Below are 25,145 nucleotides of genomic sequence, written 5' to 3' on the forward strand. Positions count from 1 at the left end.
GTCAGGTTGTGAAAATAATAATTAAAACAATATTTTTACCTATTATTTAATACTTTAACACTTCTTTTCTTGAAGATTCTGTAAAGAGAACACTCTTTTTAGTTCCAAATGCTGTAATATGTGTAATGTTTTGCTGTTCAGCGTTCCAATCGACCAAAACAGTATTTGAAATTTCGATTGTTTTAAACTTACTAATGTCTGTTATTCTGGAATAACAAACCAAAACATCTCCTGCCTCAACTTCTTTAGATAAAAAAGTAATGGGCTTTGACTGACCGTTTATTTTTATAGTAAAATTTTCAGCGAGATATCTCTTCAACAAATCAACATCAGCCTGAGTTTCCTTATCAGTTCCCACGAATGTTTTTTGATGGTATTTCTTTTCCATTCCATTATTCAAATCGTCGATAAAAATTCGAGCAGTGATTTGAATCATTTTTTTCTCAGCGGCATAATTGACCTGAAAAACTCCCATATAAAATTTATGGAATGAAAAAGCAGAAAGCGATAAAAATAATATCCCTACCAGAGGATAAATTAATCTATTTTTCATTTTCCGGAAACACTCACTTTTTTGAATTCTTTATTTTTAGTAATTAAAAAATCCATTAGTTCAAATTTTTGTTCAGGATCAAGATGCTTTTTTGACTCTGCATCATTTGAGCAATACATCAAAAACAATTCGATCTCATCCTCTTTTAACCCCAATGTATTGGTAAAAAAATCAGGTTTGAAATTTGCTCTTGAATATTCTATAAAGGCCATATCAGATATAGTCTCTTCTTTTACTTCGTCATTTTTAGAGAGTAATTTTTTAACATCTTTAAAAATACGTACAAAATCAGTTCCATATTTAATAGTCTGATCAGAATACATTGCTATATTTTTTGCCGTAGACTGCTGATCATCTTCAAACTGCATATCAACAATTTTTTGCGAATTGCCACTAAGTACTTTTACTTTTAGATCTTTATGAACCAAAACTTCTTTAAGTTCGTTGCTTACCAAAGTCAGGGACACTGCAAAAAGAACTTCTGCACAATCTTTCTCTGTTAAAACAATCTTTTTTGACTGAAATGCCAAACCTGTAAACAACAAAGTATCTTTAGGTTTTGCCATAATATCAAATAATCCGTTTGTCCCAATAAAGGTTCTGATATTTGCATTTACATTCAATACATAACCACTTTCGATCGCCAGAGTTTTATTTACTGCCTGACCATGTAGAGGTTTCCTTCCATTTTGCCCAAGTATAATTTGACAAAATAAGCACACAACGAGTATTCCTAGTTTATTTTTCATTTTCGAGAATTGTTAGATATTTCCTTGCTAAATCTGTTATTAAAAACATACTCATTGTTTTGTTTTTCGTATCCAAAGATACGGCAAATTCAGCATCATCTACACAATATAATTGAAATCCTTTGATATCAGCCACCGGAATTCTCAATCTATTCGTATAATAATTCTCATCAAAAAGGTATTCTATTTTTCGAAAAAGCATCTCTTTTTTCTCGACGTTTACCTCTTTTTTAAGCATTGCAGTTCGTCCGGAAATTGCATTAAGTAACTTATCTACAGAAGTTGAAGTTGCTGTATACACTTTTCTTTCTGCGGCTGTATATTTTTTTTGACCATAAGGAATTACACCCAAATTCTCAGCTGTAATATTTGCATTTTCGTTTACAACAACCTCTTTCAATTCTATTTCTTTAGCGTTCATTTTGATCACAATAGAACTTGAATTTATATCTTCAATTGTAATACGGCGTTTAACAGGATCTAAATTTACTGCCGAAAAAACCAGCACATCGCCTTCTTTTACAACAATAGAAAATATCCCGCTAACATCTGAAACTGCCGTAACCTGTGTTGTATTATTAATAATATTTACGCCTTCAACATTAGAGGACTGCTCAAAGATTTGTCCGGTAATTTGTTTTGAAACTACATTTTGACCAAAACCTACCTGAACAATGAGCAAAAGAAAAAGTATTTGTAATGTGTTATTTATTTTCACGTGCAATTATTTCTTTATATTTTACTGCCAATTCTGCTAACAAAAACTCTGTCGAGGTTTTATTCTTGGAATTTAAAATTGCGGTAAACTTATCATTATCGACTGCATAATATTCAAATCCTTTTACATACTCTAAAGGAATTTGTAATCGATCAATAAAATGCTCGAGCGTAAACATACGCTCTAAAAGCTTCATAAAAAACTCTTTTTTCTCGACAGCTACTTCTTTTTTCAACATTGCCGTACGTCCTGAGAACATATTCAGCAAAGGATCCATCGAAGCAGAACCTCCCAATCCTACATGAGCATCTAAATCAGTTGCTGTACGTAATTTTCTCTCCGCCTCTGTATATGATTTTTGTCCGCTTGGAATAATACCCAACGAAACAGCATTAATACCACTGTAATTTTTAATTACAACTTCCTGCAATTGATGCATAACCATACCCAATTTTACGGTGAAATTGATATCTGAAAAATTTTCAGGTGTTAACAGCACTTTGTTTTCTTTAAATTGTATCGACGAAAAAACAAGTGTTTCTCCCGGTTTAGCTGCGATCGAAAAACCACCCAAATCATCTGTTGCAGTCATAACTTCTGTTTGAGCATTAATCACATAAACTCCTGCCAAATAAGATGCGTTCGAGGTTATCTGACCATTTATCATAGTACGATCCTCACTTTGAGACCACCCAGCCTGACTCATGAAAAATATCAAAACACATAGAACTTTATCAATCAAAATAGCAAAAATTTAGTTTTGTTCTTAAAAATGTAAAAATATCTTAATGCACTCCAAATTTAGTATTAATGACTTGGTAAAAATATGTTAATTAAACCTTGTTTAATTTCTCTGAAAAAAGAGTTTTTAATACCTTTAACGTACACAATCTGAGTTTAAATTTTATGAAAAGCATTATCATTGCCAGCACTTCTACCCTTCATGAAGGCAGCTATTTAGAATACCTGTTACCTACTTTGCAATTGCATTTTAAAAACTGCAAAAGCATCTTGTTTATCCCTTTTGCACGACCTAGTGGTATTTCGCATGACGAATACACTAAAAAAGTTGCAGAGGCATTTGCTACAATAAATATTTCTGTAAAAGGAATTCATGAATTCGAAAACGCCGAAAGCGCCATAAAAGATGCTGAAGGAATATTTACCGGCGGAGGAAATACTTTTTTACTGGTTACCCAATTATACAAACATAATATCATGCAGCTCCTTTCGGAAACGGTAAAAAACGGAACTCCATATTTAGGAACCAGCGCCGGAAGCAACATTTGCGGTTTATCAATGCAAACTACGAATGACATGCCCATCATTTATCCTCCAAGTTTTCAAACATTAGGATTAATCCCTTTTAATTTAAATCCGCATTATCTAGATGCCGATTCACAATCTAAACATATGGGGGAAACGAGAGAAACGCGTATCAAGGAATTTCACGCTTTTAACGCAATTCCGGTTTTAGGTTTAAGAGAAGGAAGCTGGCTTGAAGTAAAAGGAAACAAAATTACTTTGAAAGGAAATCTACCGGCTCGTTTGTTTTTGCAAAATGAAATACCGAAAGAATTAGAAACAGAAAGCGATTTAAGCGTATTAAAATAATTTATTGACCATATAAGTTATATAAGATCATTTAAAGAAATTGGAAATTCCAAAATCAGAAATTCCAATTTATATAAAACTTATAATAACTTATATGGTTTAAAACAAAAAATCCCCAAACAAATTGTTTGAGGATCTTGAAGAGCGAAAGACGAGGCTCGAACTCGCGACAACCAGCTTGGAAGGCTGGAGCTCTACCAACTGAGCTACTTTCGCATTAACCGGGTGCAAATATAAACAATTAAATCATTAAAAAAAATAAAATTCAATAATTATTTAGTTTGATAAAAAAACCGAAACATTTAAGTTCCGGTTTTTTAGAGCGAAAGACGAGGCTCGAACTCGCGACAACCAGCTTGGAAGGCTGGAGCTCTACCAACTGAGCTACTTTCGCATTACCGTGGTGCAAATATAAAAAATAAGTCAAGTTAAAAACAAGCTTTTTTGCAAAAAAAATCAATTAAAATCAACAATTATTTATAACTTATTTAAAACTAAAAAGTTATAGAGTCAATTATTTTTCAAGAAACATGAATATTATTAAAGAAATACCTTCAAAAGAAACTTATATCGTCCGCCAGCCTGTTCTTCGAAAAGGAAAACCCATAGAAAGTTGCACTTTTGAAGGAGATGATCTGAAAACAACACACCATTTTGGATTATTTGATGATGAAAATTTAACAGGAATTATTTCGTTATTCGATAAAATCAATCCTATCTTTGCCGAAAAAAATCAAGCTCAGATTCGCGGGATGGCAGTTTTAGAAACCTACCAGAAAAAAGGATTTGGAGAAACTTTAGTTAAATATTGCGAAACCTACTGCATAACTAACAAAGTCGATTTGATTTGGTTTAACGCCAGAACTACAGCTGTAGGTTTTTATAAAAAGATGAATTACCAGCCCCAAGGTGAACCATTTGAAATTAAAGACGTTGGCGAACACTATCTAATGTTTAAAAAATTATAGAATGAACAAACTTTACTTCTTATTAGTAATATGCATTTTTATTGGCTGTAAAAAAGAGACGCCAAAAATTATTCCTGCTGTGGTTAAAAAAACCGCACCGGCAATCATACTCACTGATGAAAGAAAAGTACAAATAGACACTACGCTGTTAGGCACTTTTAAGAGCGAGACATTAAAGCAATTTTATAATTCATCTGAAAACACAACAGTTTGGGGCAACCTAAAGAAGAGAACCTACGTTTTATCTCAGCTGTTAAAAGCGGAAGAACTAGGTTTAAACCCGGAAGATTATAAGGCTTCGAAACTAAAAAAGTTCGAAGAGAGAATCAATAACCTAAGTGATATTGACCTTGCTACTTATGACATATTACTAACTTATAATTTTGAAAAATACCTGAACCATCTTTATAAAGGAAAATTAAATCCTAAAAAACTATACACGGATTGGGATCTGGACGAGAAAACGTTTGATGTTAATACTGTTCTTATAAAGGCTTTTAATAAAAACAAATTAGACAGTGTTGTTGACAACATCCAATCAAAGGCATATACTTACAAACAGTTGTTAAAGGCGCTTGAAATTATAAATACTTTTCCGGATGACAACGTCAAAACTATTGAGGCCACAGAAAAAATAACCTTAAAAGACACTAATTCGGCTTTAATAAACATAAAAAAGAGACTTATCTATTGGCAAGACATGCCTGCAAAAGACAGCCTGACGAAGATTTATGATCAAAAAACATTCGAATCGGTCAAAAAATTCCAGGAAAGACATGGCTTAGCTTCTGATGGAGTTATAGGTATAGGAACTATAAATGCCTTAAACTATTCTAAAGAAAAAAGAAAGCAGCAAATTATTGCCAATATTGAACGCTGGAGATGGTACACCAATGAATTAGCCGAAAATTATTTCATCATTAACATCCCTGACTATAGCCTAAATGTTGTCGACAGCCAGGATACTACTCTGGTTCGAAATATTGTTGTGGGAACCAGCAAAAGGAAGACTCCTATTATAACATCGACGTTACGAACTGTTGTTTTTAACCCGACATGGACTGTTCCGCCAACAATTTTAAAAGAAGATGTTGTTCCGGCCATGAAACGAAATCGTAACTATTTAGCGAATAAAAACATTACCATTTATGATACTGCCGGAAATGTTGTTGATCCAAATTCGTGGAATGAAAACAAACCCGGAAATTATCGTTATATTCAAAGTCCCGGCTACAATAACGCCTTGGGATTAATGAAAATTCTTTTCCCGAATAACCATAGCGTTTATTTGCATGATACCAACCACAGAAACAATTTTGGAAGAAATAACAGATCATTAAGTTCAGGATGTGTTCGTGTCGAAAATCCGTTGGAACTGGCAGAACATATTTTAGATGATTCTGAAAAATGGTCAAAAGACAGGATTGATACTATAATCGCTTCAAAAAAGACGACAAGTATCAGAATTACAAAAAAATACGCTTTATATCAATGGTACTGGACGGCATGGAGCAAAAAAAATCAGCTCATTTTCAGAGCTGATATTTATAATCTGGATTCGGATTTGTATGCTAAATTAAGAAATTAGCTTTTCTTCCATCGCAAAACTTCTTGATGGATGGTAGATATACAAACACGATTTATTTTTTATAGTCTCGATTATCTCATCAGTCAATTCAACCGGAATTGCCGGACAACCCTGACTTCTGCCTAATCGCTTATTGTCTCTTATAAAAGAATCCGAAACATAATCAGCACCATGTATTACAACAGCTCTTTCGCGGGCATGATCGTTAACACCTCTTTCTAAACCGTCTAATCGCAATGAAGCACCATGTTTTCCCTGATAAATCTCTCCTGTTGCATAAAAACCTAAACTGCTTTTATAAGATGAATTTGAATTTGAAAAATCAGATGCAAATTCTTCTCCGGTATTTCTTCCGTGAGCAACTAAAGAATTAAACAAAACAGTATTAGTTGCGAGATCAATTACCCAAAGACGCTTGATGTTTGATGACAGACTAAAGTCTATTAACGTCAAAATATCTTTTTGAACAACTCCTCTTTCTTTCAACAGATAAAACCCTTTTAAGGCTTCTGAAAAAGTTCTAAGTTCTGGCAAATTAAAATTGTTGGACTTTAGGGTATGATAAACATTTTCGATTTTAGCTTCGACTGTAAATTTCTCTACTTTAGCGATACTTTTAGTCGATGCTTCTTTAATGTCTGGGGTGTTATTTGAATCTTTACCAAAAGATAACAGCAAAAACACCAATAGTGGATAAATTTTGTAAATCATTGAATTTCTTTAGGTTAATAATAAATTTGGGTAAGGCAAAAGTATAAAAAAAATATACTTGACCAAATATATGTCTGTAAATCAGGGCTTTTTTGATTAAACTTTAACAAAATCAAAGTATTTAATTAGCATTTAGACGAAAAAACGAATATTTTTGTAAGATATTTACTTATCATAAAAATCAAAACGTTTTTGATCATTTTCCTAAGAAAAACATAACGAATATGAATTATTACAGCAAAAACTGCAAAAATTTGAAAAACTAATATTTGTAACGATTAAAAGTATAATTTTATTATAATGGGTATTAATAAAAATTTATTTTAAGTAATCTTTCCTCTTTTTATTTCCATTTACACTTCGCTTTCGAGTACTACAAATGCTGCTTTATCAACAACATTATTTATCAATGATTATATTTTCTTGCCAGAATAAATATTCAATAACTATAAATAAGATTAAAAACAAGATTAGAATGGCGGTGTGTGCTGAATTAATTTTAAAAAATAAAGACTTCTATAATCAATTTATTATTTTTTAATACACTTCATTTTATTAAGCATAATTGTAACAATGCATTCTTTCAAATTTTAGAAATGGCTTATCTTTGTAAAAAACTAAAAATGATGAACAAGAAAGTAATACTTATGATTTTAGACGGTTGGGGGAAATCTCCTGACCCTAAAGTATCTGCAATAGACAATGCAAACGTTCCTTTTATAAACAGTCTTTATCAAAATTACCCAAGCGCACAACTTAGAACTGACGGATTAAATGTTGGTTTACCTGAAGGTCAAATGGGAAACAGCGAAGTGGGTCACATGAATCTTGGTGCCGGAAGGATTGTATATCAGGATTTAGCCAAAATAAACTTAGCGGTGGCGCATCAAACACTTGCAAAAGAGCAGGTACTGGTTGATGCTTTTACTTATGCTAAAGAAAACAATAAGAAAGTGCACTTTTTAGGATTAGTTTCTGATGGTGGTGTTCACTCTCACACATCTCACTTACGCGGACTAATTGACGCTTCTCAAGAATATGGTTTAAAAGATGTTTTTATTCATGCTTTTACTGATGGTCGTGATGTTGACCCAAAATCAGGAGCTAAATACATTCATGATTTAGAAGAACATATTAAAGATACTCCTGTAAAAATTGCATCGATCATTGGCCGTTATTACGCAATGGACCGTGACAAACGTTGGGAGCGTGTAAAATTAGCTTATGACTTAGTTGTAAATGCAATTGGAACTCCTTCTAAAAATGCAGTTGCAAGTATGCTTGACAGTTATGCTCACGATGTTACTGATGAATTTATTGCTCCAATTGTAATGGTTGATGAACAAGAAAAACCATTAGCTACAATTGTTGAAGGCGATGTGGTGATTTTCTTTAATTTTAGAACTGATAGAGGTCGTGAACTTACAGAAGCGCTTTCGCAACAAGACTTTCACGAGCAAAACATGCACAAGTTAAACTTGTATTATGTAACGCTTACTAACTACGACGAAACGTACAAAAACGTAAAAGTAGTTTACAATAAAGATAATATCACTGAAACTCTTGGTGAGATTTTAGAAAAAGCAGGTAAAAAACAAATTCGTATTGCCGAAACTGAGAAATATCCGCACGTTACGTTTTTCTTCTCCGGTGGTAGAGAAACTCCTTTTGAAGGCGAATCACGTATTTTAAGAAACTCTCCTAAAGTAGCCACTTACGATTTACAACCGGAAATGAGTGCTTTTGAACTTACCGCTGCTCTTGTTCCTGAATTGAATAAAGGTGAAGTTGATTTTGTTTGTTTGAATTTTGCTAATGGAGACATGGTGGGTCATACCGGAATTATGAGTGCTGCAATTCTTGCCTGCGAAGCTGTTGACGCTTGTGTAAAACAAGTTATCGAAGCTGCTCTTGCCAACGATTATACTACAATTGTAATTGCCGATCACGGAAATTGCGAAACAATGATTAATCCTGATGGAAGCCCAAATACAGCACACACAACAAACCCAGTACCGATTATCCTGGTTGATAAAGAATTAAAAAACATTCAGAATGGTGTTTTAGGCGACATCGCTCCTACTATTTTAGAACTAATGGGAGTTCAGCAGCCAAACGCAATGACTTGTCATTCGTTGTTGTAGAAATTTTTAAGTTTTCAGTCTCAGTTTTCAGTTGCAGTAATTACTGGGAACAACAAAATACACCCGACACGTTTAAAAAAATGTGTCGGGTTTTCTATTTTATAACCTCAAGCAAAAAACCAAAACTATGACTGTGACTGAAAAGAGACTAAAAACCCGAACCAAAAAAAAGCTATTCCAGACAAGAATAGCTTTTTTTTTAAAGAAATAATGATTTAAATCTCATAATTGATAGTATTACTATTATATTTGCTTACAAAATAATTGTTATGGAAATTATACTATCAAATATAAAAATGCAGGTAAACGAAAAGATCTATGTTAAAGATCCGGAAACATCTGTATTGGGAAAAAAAATAATTGAGCAAAGTATCTTTCTTATCGACTCTATTGGTTTTGATAATTTTACCTTTAAAAAATTAGGAGAAAAAATAGGCTCAAATGAGAGTTCTATTTATCGCTATTTCGAAAACAAACACAAATTATTAGTATATTTATCTTCATGGTATTGGAGCTGGATGGAATACAAACTTGTTTTTAGCACTACTAATATTACAGACAAAAAAGAAAAGCTCAAAAAAGCCATCAGAATAGTTACTGAGAAGGTAACTAATGACATTTCAACAGATCATATTAACGAAGCAATTTTAAATAAAATAATAATTGCAGAATTTACAAAAACGCTTCATACCAAAGAAGTTGATGAAGAAAACAAGGAAGGTTTTTTTCTAATTTACAAAAGGGTTATCAACAGGGTTGTTGCTATTGTCAAGGAGGTAAATCCTGAATACCCATTTGCAAAATCATTAGTTTCAACAATTGTTGAAGGAAGCCTGCACCAACATTTTCTAACAGATCATTTAAAAACAATTACCGATTGCAATGAAACGGTTACAACGACTCAATTTTACTTAAATCTTGCAGAAAACGTTTTACGCTAATTACAAAACACAAACTATGACTCCATTAAAACGATTTTACAATTTACTTGAGCTGGACAAAAAGGACATCTATCAGATTTTTTTCTATGCTATTTTTGCCGGGTTAATCAGTTTATCACTTCCATTAGGGATTCAGGCGATTATAACTTTTATACAATCCGGAAGGGTAAGTGCATCCTGGATCGTACTTATCATATTAGTTGTTGCGGGAGTTGCGCTTGTTGGAATCTTGTCTTTGATGCAATTGCGAATTACAGAAAACTTGCAGCAAAAAATATTTGTACGTTCTTCGTTTGCATTTGCAGCTCGTTTACCAAAAATAAAATCAGAGGAATTATATGGCACCTACCCGCCGGAATTAACAAATCGCTTTTTTGACACTATGACTATTCAAAAAGGAACTTCGAAGTTATTAACTGATTTTTCGGCTGCTTTACTTCAAATCACCTTCGGGATTATCCTGCTGTCCTTGTACCATCCTTTTTTTATTGTTTTTGGAATTTTATTGTTCTTGCTTTTATACTTCATTTTTAGATTTTCGTATAAATCAGGGATAGAAACCAGCTTAAAAGAATCAAAGTTTAAATATAAAGTAGCAAGTTGGCTGCAAGAAATGGCGCGTAATAATTTTAGTTTCAGGAATGAATTAAACTATGATTTTGCCCTTCAGAAAAATAACTCAATCGTAACTGGTTATCTTAATTATCGCGAGAAACATTTTAGCGTTATCAAAAGGCAATTTATACAATTGATCATTTTCAAAATTATCATTACGGCAAGTTTATTGTCTATTGGAGGTTACTTAGTATTGAGTCAGGAAATGAATATTGGACAGTTTGTTGCTGCAGAAATTATTATTTTGTTAGTGATTAATTCTGTTGAAAAAATCATTATTGGACTTGAAAGTTTCTACGACGTTTTAACTTCTGTCGAAAAAATAGGTCAGGTTACTGATCTGGAATTAGAAGAAAATTCAGATTCGCAAAACGAACTTTGCTATAACAATATTACTTTAGAAACTGAAAATTTAAAATTCAAATTTCCGGATTCACAAATCAATGCTTTAGCTTCTATTTCCATAAAAATAGAACAAGGCGAAAAAATCGTTATTGATGGTCAGAATGGCTCTGGAAAAACAACTCTGATCCGGGTATTATCCGGTTTATTAAAACAAAGTTCCGGTGCTTTTTATATTAATGATGATACTTTTAGAAAAATAAACCTGAAACAATATCGCTCGCAAATAGGCAGCATAATTCATAACGAGACACCTTTTGAAGGGACTATTTTAGAAAACATCACATTTAATGACCCCTCTATAAGCAGCGAAGATTTAAAATGGGCGATTGATGGCGTTCAGCTTAGTCCGTTGATCAAATTATTGCCAAAAGGCTTAAATACTCACATTTATCCTGAAGGAAGACAATTATCTTCTTCTAATGCTCAGAAGATCCTACTGGCGCGAAGTATAATTCACAGACCAAAAGTGCTGTTCTATGAAGATCCAACAGATACCATGGATGAAAATGTTGCGAATGAGATTATTGATTTCATTACTTCTGACAACAATAAATGGACGATTATTGTTTCCTCTAAAAACCCGTATTGGAAAACAAAGTCAACGCGAACAATAACGATGCAACACGGCCTTATTATCCTGGATCAAAAAAAACAATAAGTCATGCTAAATATATCTGACAACAAAACAAAATTACAGTCACTTGATCAATACTCGACTATAAAAAACCTGAGTAACCGACCTCATTATAAAATTTTAAACAAGATAATAATAGCTACTTCGATCTTGGGGATAATTGCACTTTTCCTGCCCTGGACACAAAATATTTCCGGTTCAGGTTCTGTAACGACTTTAAAACCCAACCAAAGACCACAATCGATTCAGAGTGTTATTTCCGGACGAATCGAAAAGTGGTATGTACAGGAAGGTGATTTTGTAAAAAAAGGAGATACTATCTTGTTTATTTCTGAGATAAAGGAAGATTACATGGATCCTAATTTGGTTGCAAACACTAAAAATCAGGTTGAGGCAAAAAAGAACTCTTTAGAATCGTATGACGAAAAAGTACAAACGCTTTCGAGCCAGATTCAATCAATAGAAAATGAAAAAAGACTTAAACTGGAACAGGCCAGAAATAAAGTAAAACAATCTCTCTTAAAAATAAAAAGCGACAGTATTGATCTCGTTGCCGCAAGAACACAATTAAAGATTGCAAATACGCAATACAACCGTTCTGTACAACTAAACAAAGAAGGACTAAAACCGCTTACTGATGTTGAAGAGAAACGTTTGAAATTGCAAGATGTTGATGCAAAAATTATAACTCAGGAAAATAAATACCTGACAAGCAAAAACGAATATATAAATGCAAAGGTTGAGATTAACCGAATTTCTGCTGAATATGCTGAAAAAGCAGCAAAGGCAAAAAGTGACCAGTTTACAACCCTGAGCAATAAATTTGACACTGAAGCTCAGGTAAGCAAATTAGAAAATCAATACACTAATTATAGTCTTAGAAACGGAATGTACTACATCAAGGCGGTACAAGACGGTTATATCAACAGGGCTGTTCAGGCAGGTTTGGGAGAAACGATAAAAGAAGGAACCCCAATTGTCACTATAATGCCATCTCATTATGATATTGCTGTTGAAACATTCATAAACCCAATTGATTTACCGCTGATTAAAAAGGGTGATAAGATACGTATTTGGTTCGATGGATGGCCTACAATTGTATTTGCAGGCTGGCCGGATATGTCTTACGGAACGTTTGGAGGTAAAGTTGTTGCTATAGAGAATTTTATTAGCCCTAATGGAAAATACAGAATCCTGGTTGCTCCTGATCCGGACGAAGCGAAATGGCCTAAACAATTGAGTATTGGTTCCGGTGCACAAACAATTGCCTTATTAGATACTGTACCAATTTGGTTTGAAATATGGAGAACCTTAAACGGATTTCCTCCTAATTATTATAAGAGTGGTGAAACTGTAACTAAAGAGAAAAAATAATGAAACGAATACTTATAGCTTTTCTTTTTTTGAGTTGTACCGTTTTTGGTCAACAACAATTCTCTAAAGAACTTACTTATAATGAGTTTCTTGGATATGTAAAAAAATACCACCCATTGGTTAAAAATGCGAATTTAGAATTAAGTAAGGCACAAGCCAATCTGATGATGGCACGAGGTGGTTTTGACCCAAAAATCGAAGTTGATTTTAGTAAAAAACAATTTAAGGACAAGGAATATTATTCTATTTTGAACAGTAGTTTCAAAATACCAACATGGTACGGAATTGAACTGAAAGCGGGTTTTGACAATAATGAAGGTGTTTATCTTAATCCTGAAAACACGACTCCAAATCAGGGATTGACTTCATTTGGAATCAGCGTTCCTGTAGGTCAGGGATTATTCATTAACCAAAGAATGGCGGATGTAAGGATGGCTAAAATCCAGATAAAACTTAGTGAATCCGAAAGGAAACTTGAGGCCGTTAGTGTTTTGTATGATGCTTCGATTGCTTATTTTAACTGGAAGAAGAATTTTGAAGAGATGAAACTTTATGAGATGTACAACAGCAATGCTGAAATACGTTTAAAAGGAATCAAATCTTTAATCGTTCAGGGCGACAAACCTGCCATAGACAGTATTGAAGCAGTAATTATTGTAAAAAACAGGGCGTTAAGTCTTGAAGATTCTAAACTAAAACTGGCAAAAGCAAAACTCGAATTGTCTAATTTTATGTGGCTGGACAATAATATTCCGTTAGAAATTTCAGATGAACTTGTGCCGGAAGCAGCTCTTGAATCTACGTTGCAGGAAACGCTAAAAACAAATGATCTTTTGCAAAGGGATTTTAGCTTAGAAACACATCCAAAATTAAATGCGCTTCAAAATAAAATAGAAATTCTGACGGTAGAAAAAGACCTCAAACAAAATATGCTATTGCCAAAAATAAATGTAGGTTACTCCTATTTATCTGAACCAAGTTATATCAATAATTATCGTTTTGATGATTATAAAATTGGTTTAGAGTTTTACTTTCCTTTGTTTCTAAGAAAAGAACGCGGAAGTTTAAAACTGGCAAAATATAAACTTCAGGAAAATGAGTTTGCTTTGGCGGTGGAAAAAACACAATTAACCAACAAAATAAGTGCTCAGAAAATAGAAATCATTTCGCTTGTAAAACAAAAAAAGCTGGCCAAAGATTTAGTAGAAAATAATATCACCATGCTCAATTCTGAAGAACGTTTGTTCTCATTTGGAGAAAGTTCTTTATTCCTGATCAATACTCGTGAGAATAATTTAGTAAGCGCCAAATTAGCTTCAATTACTCTGGAAAACAGATTTTACATCTCTAACTCAGAGCTATTCAAAATCATGGCAAATCCAGATTAGGTTTTCACCATATAAGTGATGTAAGTTCATTTAAACTTCAAAATAGACGTATTGCTATCCGCCTCTACTAAAATGAACTTATATCACTTGTTATTGTTTAAAAATATATAGTTAAATCACGAAATAATGATATGTCCATTCCACAGCGTAGATTAAAAGTCCGATAAGTCCGCCTACCAGAGTTCCGTTGATTCTAATATATTGAAGATCCTTCCCTATTTCTAATTCTAGTTTTTCTGAAACCTCTTGACCATCCCAACTTTTTACGGTTGAAGAAATTAAATCTCCAATCACTTTTTTATTGTTTAAAAGAATAGAAAGCAAATCGTTTTTGATGAAATTATTGATTTTTTCAATCATTACAACATCTTCTTTTATTCCGTTTCCGAAGCTTTGAACCAACCCCGAAATACTTTTCTTGATTGATGATTCTTCGCCTTTGTCTAAATCGTTGGAAATAGACAATTTTATTTCATCCCAAATTCCGTTAATATAATCCTGTACCTCTTTTTTACCGGCGAAACCAAGAATCATAGTATTGATTTTGATTCTCATCTCTTCAGAGTTTTTTATTTTGTCGAGAAAATCATTAATGTACTCGTCTATTTTAAGTCGGATCGTACTTTCAGGATTTTTGGCTTCATTCAGGAAATCATACAATCCGTTAAAAACACCTTCTGAAATACTTTTATCAGCCAAACCAAAACTCAAAAATGGTGTTGACTGTTTTACTTTTTTACGAATCAGGTCTTTATTATTACTCAATTCCTTTGCCATCACTTCCAGTAAATTGGTAAGCAATTGATCTTTAAATTTTCCTTTTTGTAAAGGTTCTAAAGCCAATGCAACCCAATCTCCAAAATTGACACCTTCGAGTTTTTCTTTGAATTGAACCTGAATGAATCGTTTTATATCTTCATCTTTTATTGTTCTTAAAACTCCCGGAATAACATTCACTGCAACCAAATTGGCAATTTTATCCGCATTTTCTTCCTGCGACAACCAATCTGATGCTTTTGCAGCAAAGTTGAATTCTTCTAACTTAATTTCTAATTTTTCACGATTCAAAAATTCTTCTGAAACAAAATTCCCCAGGTTTTCTCCAATCTCGTTTTTTTTCGTGGGGATAATTGCCGTATGCCAAATTGGTATTCCTAACGGATGACGAAATAAGGCGACAACAGCAAACCAATCGGCAATTCCGCCCACCATTGCAGCTTCACTAAAAGCCTGTAACATTGGGATTTTAAAATAAATAGCGATTATGAAAAGAAGTACTGCAAAGCCTAAAAGTGCCAAAGCATTTCTTTTCATTTTATTCAGCGCTTTTTTCTTTGATATATTTTCCTGATCTATAGATGTTTCCATAATGTATTCGTTTTTAACTATTACTAATTTACGGCTTTTCTGTCAATTCAAAACGTTATCCATATACGTTTTGCCACGAATTTCACGAATTAGCAAGAATTGCATTTGCTTTAAAATTGCATTTTAATGAAAAAATAATTTTAAAGCAGATTGTTTAAAATTTAATTCCTGCTAATTCGTGAAATTCATGACAAAAAATTTTAGATAAAAAATAATATTAAAATCGTACTTTTGCAAACTGAAAATCCGAAATTATGATTATTGTAAAATCACGTGAAGAAATCGAATTAATGCGCGAAAGTGCTTTGATCGTATCTAAAACATTAGGAATGATTGCTTCTGAAATTAAAGAAGGAGTTACCACATTATATTTAGACAAATTAGCTGAAGAATTTATCCGTGATCACGGAGCGGTACCAAGCTTTTTAGGATTATATGATTTTCCGAATTCACTTTGTATGAGTCCAAATTCGCAAGTTGTACACGGAATACCTAATAATACTCCTCTAAAAAGTGGTGACGTTATCTCGGTTGATTGTGGTGCTTTCAAAAACGGATATCATGGTGATCACGCGTATAGTTTTGAAATTGGAGAAGTTGCTCCTGAAGTAAAAAAACTTTTGCAGGTTACTAAGGAATCTCTTTACGTAGGAATCAGAGAATTTAAAGCTGGAAATCGCGTTGAAGATGTTGGAAACGCAATCCAGAAATATACTGAATCTCACGGTTACGGTGTTGTTCGTGAATTGGTTGGCCACGGTTTAGGGCAAAAAATGCACGAAGAACCAGAAATGCCAAACTACGGAAAACGTGGTCGCGGAAAACTTTTTATCGAAGGAATGGTGGTTGCAATTGAACCAATGATTAATCTAGGTACAAAAAACATCAAACAACATAAAGACGGCTGGACAATTACTACCGCTGACGGAAAAGCAAGTGCGCATTTCGAGCACGATGTTGCATTAATAGACGGAAAACCAGAAATTTTATCAACGTTTCAATACATTTACAAAGCTTTAGGAATCGAAAGCAATGAGGAAGATGAATTCAGAAAAGTGCCGTTAGTGCTATAAACACTAATTTCACTAATTTGCACGGATTATTGTAACGCCGAAAATTTCACTAATGATGATGACTGAATTATATTTAAAAGAAGAGTCCTATAAAATTATTGGAATTTGCATGGAGGTTCATAAAATTCTTGGAAAAGGTCATAGTAAAAAAGTTTATGGTGATGCTCTAGAATATGAGTTTCAAAAAAACGAAATACCATATAACCGTGAATTGAAATACAATATCGCTTACAAAGACATTATCTTATCAAGTTATTACTTTGCAGATTTTGTAGTTTTTGATCAAATCATTTTAGAACTAAAAGCAATTGTAGGAATTTCAAGTAGTGAAATAAAGCAAACATTAAATTATCTGGCGGCTTCAAAAACAAACTTGGCTTACTAGTTAACTTTGGCGAAGATAGCCTTAAATATAAAAGAATAATACTTTAACCCAAATCAAAAGCTTCGTGAAATTTCACCACAACACTAATTCGTGTAAATTCGTGAAATTCGTGTTCAAATTTATTTATTGTGAAGAAACTTTTTAAACTCGTCCTTAATACAATCCCGCGTCCACTATTAATTCGTTTGAGTTATGTGGCCCGACCGGTTTTGGCACTATCATTAAAGGGAACTAAATATACTGATCCGATTGACGGAAGAAGTTTTAGATCGTTTTTGCCTTACGGATACGGAAAACAGCGCAATAATGTGCTTTCGCCAAGTACACTTTCCTTAGAGAGACACCGTTTGCTTTGGTTGTATCTAAATGATCAGACTGATTTTTTTACGGCGCCAAAAAAAGTACTTCATTTTGCTCCCGAGCAAGCTTTTTATAAAATGTACCGCAAGCAGAAAAACCTTGATTATACTACAACGGATTTATTTTCGCCTTTGGCAGATGTAAAAGCAGACATCTGTAATTTGCCATTTAAAGATAATGAGTATGATGTGATTTTGTGTAACCACGTATTAGAACATATTCCGGACGATACAAAAGCAATGCAGGAATTATTTCGTGTATTAAAACCGGGCGGAATGGCGATTCTGCAAATTCCACAAGATTTATCAAGAGCAGTAACTTTTGCTGACGATACTATTACAGATCAAAAAGAACGTGCTAAAATATTTGGACAATACGATCACGTTCGTATTTATGGCCGTGATTATTTTGATAAATTAAGAAGCATTGGTTTTATCGTAATCGAAGAAGATTATACTAATAAAATTGCTCCGGAACTGGTAGAAAAATATTGCCTGGCAAAAGGAGAAATCATCCCCCTTTGTTTTAAGCCGGAAAAATAAACCATTCACATTTTCTCACCATATAAGTGATATAAGTTCATTTAAAAAGTTTTCAGAATAATTCTATTTTGAAAACTTTTTAAATTTAGATAACTTCCTAAATTACACCCCAACCAAAAACCTAATCTTGGATCTTTCAAAATCATTTCAGTTCTGCTTTGACATCAGTTTAGAAAAAAACATGAATGTTTATATTCCAACGGCTTATATCGTTGAGAATACTGATGAAATTAAATATTTAAACAAAAAAGCAACTAAAGACGTCCTTGAAAGTTTTTTTATTGTTTTTGAAAATTTAGATGCCAATACAAAAAAAATACTGACGGTTTGCGAATCTTTAAAGCCTGATTTTATTTTTAAAAAATTCAGTGCAAAAATCAAGTCCGCAAAAACAATTGCTGATTTGCAAAAGGATTCAAAAATTAAATATGCCATTCAACAGCATCTCAAGATAAATTTAGATTCCTTTTATACTATAATTGTAAAAGAGCAATTTCCGCTATCTCTTAATATGAGTGCCGAAAAGGATTTTTACCGTTCAAGAGTCAGTACAGATCCGTTGTATTTAGAGCCTGAGATTCAGTTTAACAAACATACTGACGGAATTACGTATACTTTATCTTTAAAAGAAAACGAAACTACCTTTTTACCCATGAATGGCAGCATCGAAATTCTTGTGGATGAGCCCGGATGGATCATCACCAATAAAAAACTAAGTCAGCTTAAAGAACTTAACGCTAAAAAAATACAGCCTTTTCTGACTAAGAAATCAATTGAAATCCCTTCAAAATTAGTTGATACTTATTTTAAAAATTTCATTCCTGAAATAGCCAAAAAAATTGATATCGAAGCAACAGGTTTTGAAATTGAACTTCGTGATACAATTATTTCCAGTACGATTCAGCCTGTTTATGACTTTTTTAAAAACTGTTATTACCTCAACTTATACTTTGATTATAATGGATATTCGTTTGATGCCGGTAAAACTAAAAAAACACATTCATTTGTTGATTTTAGCATCCCTAACGAACCCAAAATAATTCAGTTCAAGCGAAGTCCCGATGAAATTACACACACAGAAAAATTACTTGAAATTGGTTTAGTAAAAATCAAAAATGATTTGTTTGGACGAAATTCAGATGCCGAAATTCACGATCCCTATGTCAATATTCAATTGATTATTGATCGTAAGGAAGATCTGGAAAGATTAGGATTTACTATTGAGAATCTGAAACTGGAAAGCAAAGAAATCATTACAGAAAGCCACAGCATTTCAGCCTTAAAAGAAGAGACAAAAGAAGATTGGTTTGATATCAAAATAATCATTTCGATTGGTACCTACACGATCAATTTCAGCGAAATTATACCCAACATAAAAAGTAAGGAAAGACTTTTTTTACTGCCTGACGGAAACTATTTCCTGATTCCTTTAGAATGGCTTAGTAAGTACAGCTCGTTGGCCAAATTAGCCAAAACAGAAAATGGCACTCTGCTTTTACGCAAAAGTAATTTTGCCGCTTTAGATGCAATTCCGGAAATAAAAAGCGATGTGATTCACAAAGCCGAATATGTATCTTCTGATTTGCTGAAAGCAACTTTACGACCTTATCAAATTGATGGCGTAAAATGGCTTTTAGGTCATTTTAACTCCAATTTGGGCGCTTGCCTTGCTGATGACATGGGACTCGGTAAGACACTGCAAACCTTAGCCGTTCTGGTTGCAGTACAGGAACAATTGGGATATACTACTAAAACTACGAATTTTGATTTGTTTCAAAATGAAACGACCATAGAAAGAGAACCTTTGAAAGCATTGATTGTTTTACCTTCTTCATTGGTTTTTAACTGGTACAACGAAGCCCTGAAATTTACCCCGCATTTTTCGAAAATGCAATATGTGGGTAACGATAGAAAATTATTACAACACAGATTAGAATCATCAGATTTAATTTTTACGAGCTACAGTATTGTTCATCGCGATATATCAATTTTAGAAAAATACAATTTTCGTTATTTAATTCTGGACGAAAGCCAATACATTAAAAACAAAAATTCTAAAATTTTTAAAGCGATAAATAAAATAAATACAGCCCACAAAATGGCGCTGAGTGGTACACCTATCGAAAATTCACTGGACGATTTATGGTCGCAGATGCAATTTATAAATCCTGATATTTTGGGAAGTTATAACTTTTTTGCAGAAAATTTTAAAATTCCGATTGAGAAAAAGCAGGACGAAAACAGTTTGTCTGAATTAAAAAACCTCATCCAGCCTTATATCTTAAGAAGAACTAAAGAACAGGTTTTAAAAGATTTACCGGAATTAACAGAACAGATTTATTATTGCAACATGGATCCCGAACAGGAGAAATTATATGAGAAGGAAAAATCTAAAGCCCGTAATTTTTTACTAAAAACAGACGGATCAAGCCCTGATAAAATTAGCATTATCAACACGCTGATGAAATTAAGGCAATTGAGCAATCATCCTAAAATGGTTGATCAGGAGTCAGAAATTGACTCTGGAAAATATATTGCGGTCACTAATTATCTTGAAAACCTGGTAAAAGGAAAACAAAAAACCATCATTTTTAGCTCGTTTGTTACTAATCTGAATTTTTACTCTGATTGGTGCAAGGAGAACAAAATAGATTATTGTGAGATTACAGGCGAAACGCCTGCCAATAAAAGGGAACAACAGGTAAAGCGGTTTCAGGAAAAGGAAAATCCTTTGTTATTTTTTATTTCGCTAAAAGCAGGTGGCGTAGGTTTAAATATTACTAAAGCTTCGTATGTTTTATTCTTAGATCCGTGGTGGAATCCTTTTGCTGAGAAACAAGGTGTTGGCCGGGCGCACCGAATTGGACAATTAAATAAAGTAAATGTTATCCGGTTTATTTCGAAAAATACGGTCGAAGAAAAAATAATCAAACTACAGGAAAACAAAAAGCTCTTATCTGATTCCCTTTTAGAAGAAAGTTACATTAACGACGAAATCGAAGTTAATCTCGAATACATTTTGGGTTCCTGATAAATTTGCAACCTGAAAAAGCGGCATCCTGTTACTTTATATAAAATTGTTATATTTACAATCTTACAACGTAATATGATGCCAAAATTTTTATTTAGAAATCTTCTGTTTATTTTATTTTTTGCTTCAGCAGCAGCACAGGAAGTACAAACCGAAATTGATCCTCCGTACAATATCAAAACCGTTTCCTTTGTTCAAAACGGCAGTAACGTTGTTCCTATATTCGAATTAGGCGATACTTTTACCTTTCAATTTGATGATTTATTTGGCAATGAGGCTAATTATTATTTTGAATTGATACATTGCGATTACAACTGGAAACCAACAGACATTCCTAAGACTGATTACATTAGTGGTTTTGACAATCAAAGAATTACTGATTATGTAAATTCATTTAATACGCTTCAGGTTTATTCTCATTACCGACTTGCGTTCCCGAATCAATTTACATCACAATTACGTATTTCGGGAAATTACATGCTTAGGATTCTAAATGAAGATAAGGAAGTTGTTTTCTCGAGAAAATTCATTTTATACGAAAACCATGCTACAGTTGCAGCTCAGGTCAAACGAAGCCGCGATGTTACAAATATAGATTACAAACAAAACTTGGATTTTTCGATACTATCAAATGATATTGTTTTTCAGACTCCAATACAAAACGTAAAAATTGTATTGCTGCAAAATGGTAACTTTAATACTGCTATAAAAAATGTTCCGCCACAATACACAATCGGAAATCAATTGGTTTATAAATACGATAAGGAAACACAGTTTTGGGGTGGAAATGAATTTTTATATTTCGAAAATAAAGACATTCGCGCCGCAAGTAATAACGTAGGCCGAGTTGGTGCGAACAATGATATTTACAACGCTTATTTATACACGAATCAGGCAAGAGCCAATCAGATATATTCAGTTTACCAAGATATAAATGGCAATTTTGTTGTTAAAAACATCAATGCTTCCAATAACGAAATCGAAGCTGATTATGCGTGGGTTTATTTCAGTCTTTCGGCCCCTACTTTCAGATCATCGACGAAAGATATTTACATTACCGGAATGTTTAATAACTACAGTTTGTCGCCGGAATACAAAATGGACTATAATACTGATAAGGGACTTTATGAAAAAGCGGTAATGATTAAGCAAGGTTTTACTAATTTTCAATATACTATTGCGGATAGAAAAGGTGCAATTGATTATCAAAATGCGATTGATGGAAACTTTTATCAAACTGAAAATGAGTACACCATCTTAGTTTATTACAAAGAAAGCACTGATCGCTATCAAAGAGTTATAGGAAAAGGAAATGCTAACTCTATAAACATCATAAATTAAAACATTGTTAAGGTTTTAAATCGAAAGATTTTTTTTTGTAGATTTGCAACTATAACCCACACATATATACTACTTTAGTATGGTTTCTCAGATAACAAGAGGCATAAAAATATCTGTTTTGACTAGTTTTGAAGGTACTTACTTCAAGAACTACAAGATTCACTTTGCTTTTAGTTATGTAGTTACAATCGAAAATCACAGCAAAGATTCAGTTCAGTTAACTTCTCGTCACTGGGAAATATTTGATTCTTTGAACGACTTAGAAATTGTAGACGGAGAAGGCGTTATTGGAAAAAAACCGGTTCTGAAACCTGGAGAAAATCACACTTATAGTTCAGGTTGCCTTCTATCATCTCCTTATGGTGCGATGAAAGGTTATTTTAATATGATCAATTTTACCAGTACAAAAACATTTAAAGTTATTGTTCCTACTTTTAGAATGTGTGCTCCTTTTGCTTTAAACTAGATTGTAGTTTAAAAACGAATCAATGCAAAAACCTGTGGAGCTATAAATTAGGAATGAATTTTACCGCAAAGCACACTAAGATTTAATTTTACTTTACGCATAGAAACCACAAAGTTCACAAAACTGGATCAATACAAAACTTTGCGAACTTTGTGGTTTTACAAAACCTTACTAATAAAAAACTTTGCGCGCTTTGCGGTAAAATTATTTACACTACAAAATGTTTTGTGTTTCTCCTCGGGTTTTTGTGTTGCCCTTTAAAAACTGTCTTTTTTATCGTTATCTAAATCACAAAATTATCAAATTATTAATTTATCCTTTGTACTTTTGTGCAACGTTAGATTATTCGTAACAAATCAAATCATCTAACCCTTAAATTGTCTAATTATCTAATTTTAAATAAAATGCTAAAAGGATTCTTTCATGTACCAAAAGCGGTAAACGAGCCTGTAAAAAGCTACGCACCTAACTCACCAGAAAAAGCAGCTGTTCAGGCGGCTTACACCACATTGTGGAATTCTCAAATTGACGTTCCGTTATACATCGGAAGCGAAGAAATCAGAACTGGAAATACAAGAACAATATCAGCTCCTCACGATCACAAACACATTGTAGGAACTTATCACTTAGCTGAAAAACAACATATCGAAAAAGCAATTGCTAATGCTCTTGAATCAAGAAAAGCATGGGCAAATATGGCATGGGAACAACGTGCTGCTATTTTCTTAAAAGCTGCTGAACTTATTGCAGGTCCATACAGAGCTCGTATTAATGCAGCTACAATGATTGGACAATCTAAAAATATTCATCAGGCAGAAATTGATGCTTCTTGCGAATTGATCGACTTTTTACGTTACAACGTAGAATTTATGACTCAGATTTACGGAGATCAGCCAAAATCTGATTCTACTACATGGAATCGTTTAGAATACAGACCTCTTGAAGGTTTTGTTTACGCGATTACTCCTTTTAACTTTACTGCTATTGCTGCAAATCTTCCTGCAAGTGCTGCAATGATGGGTAACGTTGTAATCTGGAAACCAAGTGATAGCCAGGTTTTTTCTGCAAAAATTATCATCGATGTTTTCAAAGAAGCTGGTGTTCCTGATGGCGTTATCAACGTTGTTTTTGGAGATGCTTTAATGATCACTGATACTGTTTTGGCAAGTCGTGATTTCGCCGGAGTTCACTTTACAGGATCAACTCACGTATTTAAAGATATCTGGGCAAAAATTGGAGCAAATATCCATAACTATAAAACATACCCAAGAATCGTAGGAGAAACTGGTGGTAAAGATTTTATCATCGCTCACCCAAGTGCTAATGCAAAACAAGTTTCTACAGGAATTACTCGTGGTGCATTTGAATTTCAAGGGCAAAAATGTTCTGCAGCTTCAAGAGCTTATATTCCGCAAAGTTTATGGCCAGCTGTAAAAGAACAATTAATTGCTGATGCAAAATCGATGAAAATGGGTTCTCCGGAAGATTTCGGAAACTTTATTACTGCAGTTATTCACGAAGGTTCTTTTGATAAATTAGCTGGTTTTATCGATCAGGCTAAAAAAGATGCTGACGCTGAAATCATCGTTGGCGGAAACTACGATAAATCTGTAGGGTACTTTATTGAGCCAACAGTTATTGTAACCACAAACCCTAAATATACTACAATGGAAACCGAATTATTCGGACCAGTTATTACTATTTATCTGTACGAAGATGCAAAATGGGAAGAGACTTTAGAATTAGTTGATACTACTTCTGAGTATGCTCTTACAGGAGCAGTTTTCAGCCAGGATCGTTATGCTATTGAAGTAGCGACTACGAAATTGCAAAATGCAGCTGGTAACTTCTACATCAACGATAAACCAACAGGAGCTGTTGTAGGAATGCAGCCGTTTGGTGGAGCAAGAGCTTCAGGAACTAACGATAAAGCAGGTTCTGCTTTGAACTTATTACGTTGGGCTTCTCCTAGAACTATCAAAGAAACTTTTGTAACTCCGGAAGATTACAAATATCCTTTCTTAGGTTAATAAATTTTGTTTGAAGTTTAAAGTTTCAGATTTTAGGGTAGTGTCTCACTAACTGTGTAAGTTGAAAAGTTATTCTGAAAAATATTTGAGCAAATTTAAAAGCTCAAAATGTTTTTCGGAAATAACTTTTTTTCTATTTTTAAACCC

At 33.3% G+C, this 25,145-nt stretch carries 21 protein-coding genes and 2 tRNA genes; 15 read left to right on the plus strand and 8 right to left on the minus strand.

The window, feature by feature from the left end; translation table 11 throughout:
• Positions 1-46: 46 nt before the first annotated feature.
• The 4 genes from NJT12_RS14025 to NJT12_RS14040 are packed head-to-tail and all read right to left on the minus strand — an operon-like array spanning position 47 to position 2,762.
• Positions 47-553 carry a DUF6702 family protein gene (locus NJT12_RS14025; RefSeq protein ID WP_271336548.1) on the minus strand — a complete coding sequence of 169 codons (507 nt, stop codon included), beginning with the start codon at positions 551-553 and terminating at the stop codon, positions 47-49.
• The gene (locus NJT12_RS14030; protein ID WP_271336549.1) at positions 550-1,302 is read right to left on the minus strand and encodes a BamP family beta-barrel-assembly machinery protein; all 753 of its coding nucleotides are present in this window, start codon (positions 1,300-1,302) and stop codon (positions 550-552) included. Before NJT12_RS14030 ends, NJT12_RS14025 begins: the two co-directional genes overlap by 4 nt.
• A complete protein-coding gene (locus tag NJT12_RS14035; protein WP_271336550.1) occupies positions 1,292-2,020 on the minus strand; it encodes a carboxypeptidase-like regulatory domain-containing protein in 729 nt (242 codons plus the stop codon). Before NJT12_RS14035 ends, NJT12_RS14030 begins: the two co-directional genes overlap by 11 nt.
• A complete protein-coding gene (locus NJT12_RS14040) occupies positions 2,007-2,762 on the minus strand; it encodes a carboxypeptidase-like regulatory domain-containing protein (RefSeq protein WP_271336551.1) in 756 nt (251 codons plus the stop codon). Before NJT12_RS14040 ends, NJT12_RS14035 begins: the two co-directional genes overlap by 14 nt.
• A 164-nt stretch (positions 2,763-2,926) precedes the next feature.
• Between NJT12_RS14040 and pepE the strand changes: the two genes are divergently transcribed.
• On the plus strand, positions 2,927-3,634 hold the full coding sequence (pepE, locus tag NJT12_RS14045; protein WP_271336552.1) for a dipeptidase PepE: 708 nt from the start codon (positions 2,927-2,929) through the stop codon (positions 3,632-3,634).
• Between the two features lie 143 nt (positions 3,635-3,777).
• On the opposite strand, the gene NJT12_RS14050 is transcribed toward pepE, so the two are convergent.
• Both NJT12_RS14050 and NJT12_RS14055 read right to left on the minus strand, forming a co-directional pair.
• A tRNA-Gly gene (locus tag NJT12_RS14050) sits at positions 3,778-3,850 on the minus strand.
• Between the two features lie 105 nt (positions 3,851-3,955).
• Positions 3,956-4,028: transfer RNA gene (locus NJT12_RS14055), tRNA-Gly, on the minus strand.
• Positions 4,029-4,164: 136 nt separating this feature from the next.
• On the opposite strand from NJT12_RS14055, the gene NJT12_RS14060 reads away from it, so the two are divergent.
• Together NJT12_RS14060 and NJT12_RS14065 are read left to right on the plus strand one after the other, a co-directional pair.
• The gene (locus NJT12_RS14060; RefSeq protein ID WP_271336553.1) at positions 4,165-4,602 is read left to right on the plus strand and encodes a GNAT family N-acetyltransferase; all 438 of its coding nucleotides are present in this window, start codon (positions 4,165-4,167) and stop codon (positions 4,600-4,602) included.
• Position 4,603: 1 nt separating this feature from the next.
• Positions 4,604-6,190 carry a L,D-transpeptidase family protein gene (locus NJT12_RS14065; protein ID WP_271336554.1) on the plus strand — a complete coding sequence of 529 codons (1,587 nt, stop codon included), beginning with the start codon at positions 4,604-4,606 and terminating at the stop codon, positions 6,188-6,190.
• On the opposite strand, the gene NJT12_RS14070 is transcribed toward NJT12_RS14065, so the two are convergent.
• A complete protein-coding gene (locus NJT12_RS14070; protein ID WP_271336555.1) occupies positions 6,179-6,901 on the minus strand; it encodes a murein L,D-transpeptidase catalytic domain family protein in 723 nt (240 codons plus the stop codon). The genes NJT12_RS14065 and NJT12_RS14070 overlap by 12 nt on opposite strands.
• Positions 6,902-7,527: 626 nt before the next feature.
• Between NJT12_RS14070 and gpmI the strand changes: the two genes are divergently transcribed.
• The 5 genes from gpmI to NJT12_RS14095 all read left to right on the plus strand — a co-directional run bounded on the left by gpmI (position 7,528) and on the right by NJT12_RS14095 (position 14,402).
• A complete protein-coding gene (gpmI, locus tag NJT12_RS14075; RefSeq protein ID WP_271336567.1) occupies positions 7,528-9,045 on the plus strand; it encodes a 2,3-bisphosphoglycerate-independent phosphoglycerate mutase in 1,518 nt (505 codons plus the stop codon).
• 269 nt (positions 9,046-9,314) lie between these two features.
• Entirely contained in the window at positions 9,315-9,986 is a 672-nt protein-coding gene (locus NJT12_RS14080) for a TetR/AcrR family transcriptional regulator (RefSeq protein ID WP_271336556.1), read from the plus strand.
• 16 nt (positions 9,987-10,002) lie between these two features.
• Positions 10,003-11,664: a peptidase domain-containing ABC transporter gene (locus tag NJT12_RS14085; RefSeq protein WP_271336557.1), complete on the plus strand. Its 1,662-nt coding sequence runs from the start codon at positions 10,003-10,005 to the stop codon at positions 11,662-11,664.
• Positions 11,665-11,667: 3 nt separating this feature from the next.
• Entirely contained in the window at positions 11,668-13,014 is a 1,347-nt protein-coding gene (locus NJT12_RS14090; RefSeq protein ID WP_271336558.1) for an HlyD family secretion protein, read from the plus strand.
• A complete protein-coding gene (locus tag NJT12_RS14095) occupies positions 13,014-14,402 on the plus strand; it encodes a TolC family protein (RefSeq protein ID WP_271336559.1) in 1,389 nt (462 codons plus the stop codon). The genes NJT12_RS14090 and NJT12_RS14095 overlap by 1 nt, the downstream gene beginning before the upstream one ends.
• Positions 14,403-14,513: 111 nt before the next feature.
• On the opposite strand, the gene NJT12_RS14100 is transcribed toward NJT12_RS14095, so the two are convergent.
• Entirely contained in the window at positions 14,514-15,770 is a 1,257-nt protein-coding gene (locus NJT12_RS14100) for a DUF445 domain-containing protein (RefSeq protein ID WP_271336560.1), read from the minus strand.
• A gap of 254 nt (positions 15,771-16,024) precedes the next feature.
• Between NJT12_RS14100 and map the strand changes: the two genes are divergently transcribed.
• The 7 genes from map to pruA all read left to right on the plus strand — a co-directional run bounded on the left by map (position 16,025) and on the right by pruA (position 24,998).
• A complete protein-coding gene (gene map / locus NJT12_RS14105) occupies positions 16,025-16,843 on the plus strand; it encodes a type I methionyl aminopeptidase (RefSeq protein WP_271336561.1) in 819 nt (272 codons plus the stop codon).
• A 52-nt stretch (positions 16,844-16,895) separates the two neighbouring features.
• Positions 16,896-17,228, plus strand: a complete 333-nt coding sequence (locus NJT12_RS14110) for a GxxExxY protein (RefSeq protein WP_338083387.1) — start codon at positions 16,896-16,898, stop codon at positions 17,226-17,228.
• Positions 17,229-17,356: 128 nt separating this feature from the next.
• A complete protein-coding gene (locus tag NJT12_RS14115; protein WP_271336562.1) occupies positions 17,357-18,130 on the plus strand; it encodes a class I SAM-dependent methyltransferase in 774 nt (257 codons plus the stop codon).
• Positions 18,131-18,311: 181 nt separating this feature from the next.
• Complete coding sequence (locus NJT12_RS14120) at positions 18,312-21,161, plus strand: DEAD/DEAH box helicase (RefSeq protein WP_271336563.1); 2,850 nt, start codon at positions 18,312-18,314, stop codon at positions 21,159-21,161.
• A 78-nt stretch (positions 21,162-21,239) separates the two neighbouring features.
• Positions 21,240-22,502 (plus strand): type IX secretion system plug protein, encoded by a 1,263-nt coding sequence (locus NJT12_RS14125; protein ID WP_271336568.1) that lies wholly within the window; start codon positions 21,240-21,242, stop codon positions 22,500-22,502.
• A 79-nt stretch (positions 22,503-22,581) separates the two neighbouring features.
• Positions 22,582-22,968: a Co2+/Mg2+ efflux protein ApaG gene (gene apaG, locus NJT12_RS14130; protein WP_271336564.1), complete on the plus strand. Its 387-nt coding sequence runs from the start codon at positions 22,582-22,584 to the stop codon at positions 22,966-22,968.
• Between the two features lie 404 nt (positions 22,969-23,372).
• Entirely contained in the window at positions 23,373-24,998 is a 1,626-nt protein-coding gene (gene pruA, locus NJT12_RS14135; protein ID WP_271336565.1) for an L-glutamate gamma-semialdehyde dehydrogenase, read from the plus strand.
• Positions 24,999-25,145: the final 147 nt, after the last annotated feature.

Source organism: Flavobacterium azizsancarii (genome assembly GCF_027980145.1).
GTDB lineage: Bacteria > Bacteroidota > Bacteroidia > Flavobacteriales > Flavobacteriaceae > Flavobacterium > Flavobacterium azizsancarii.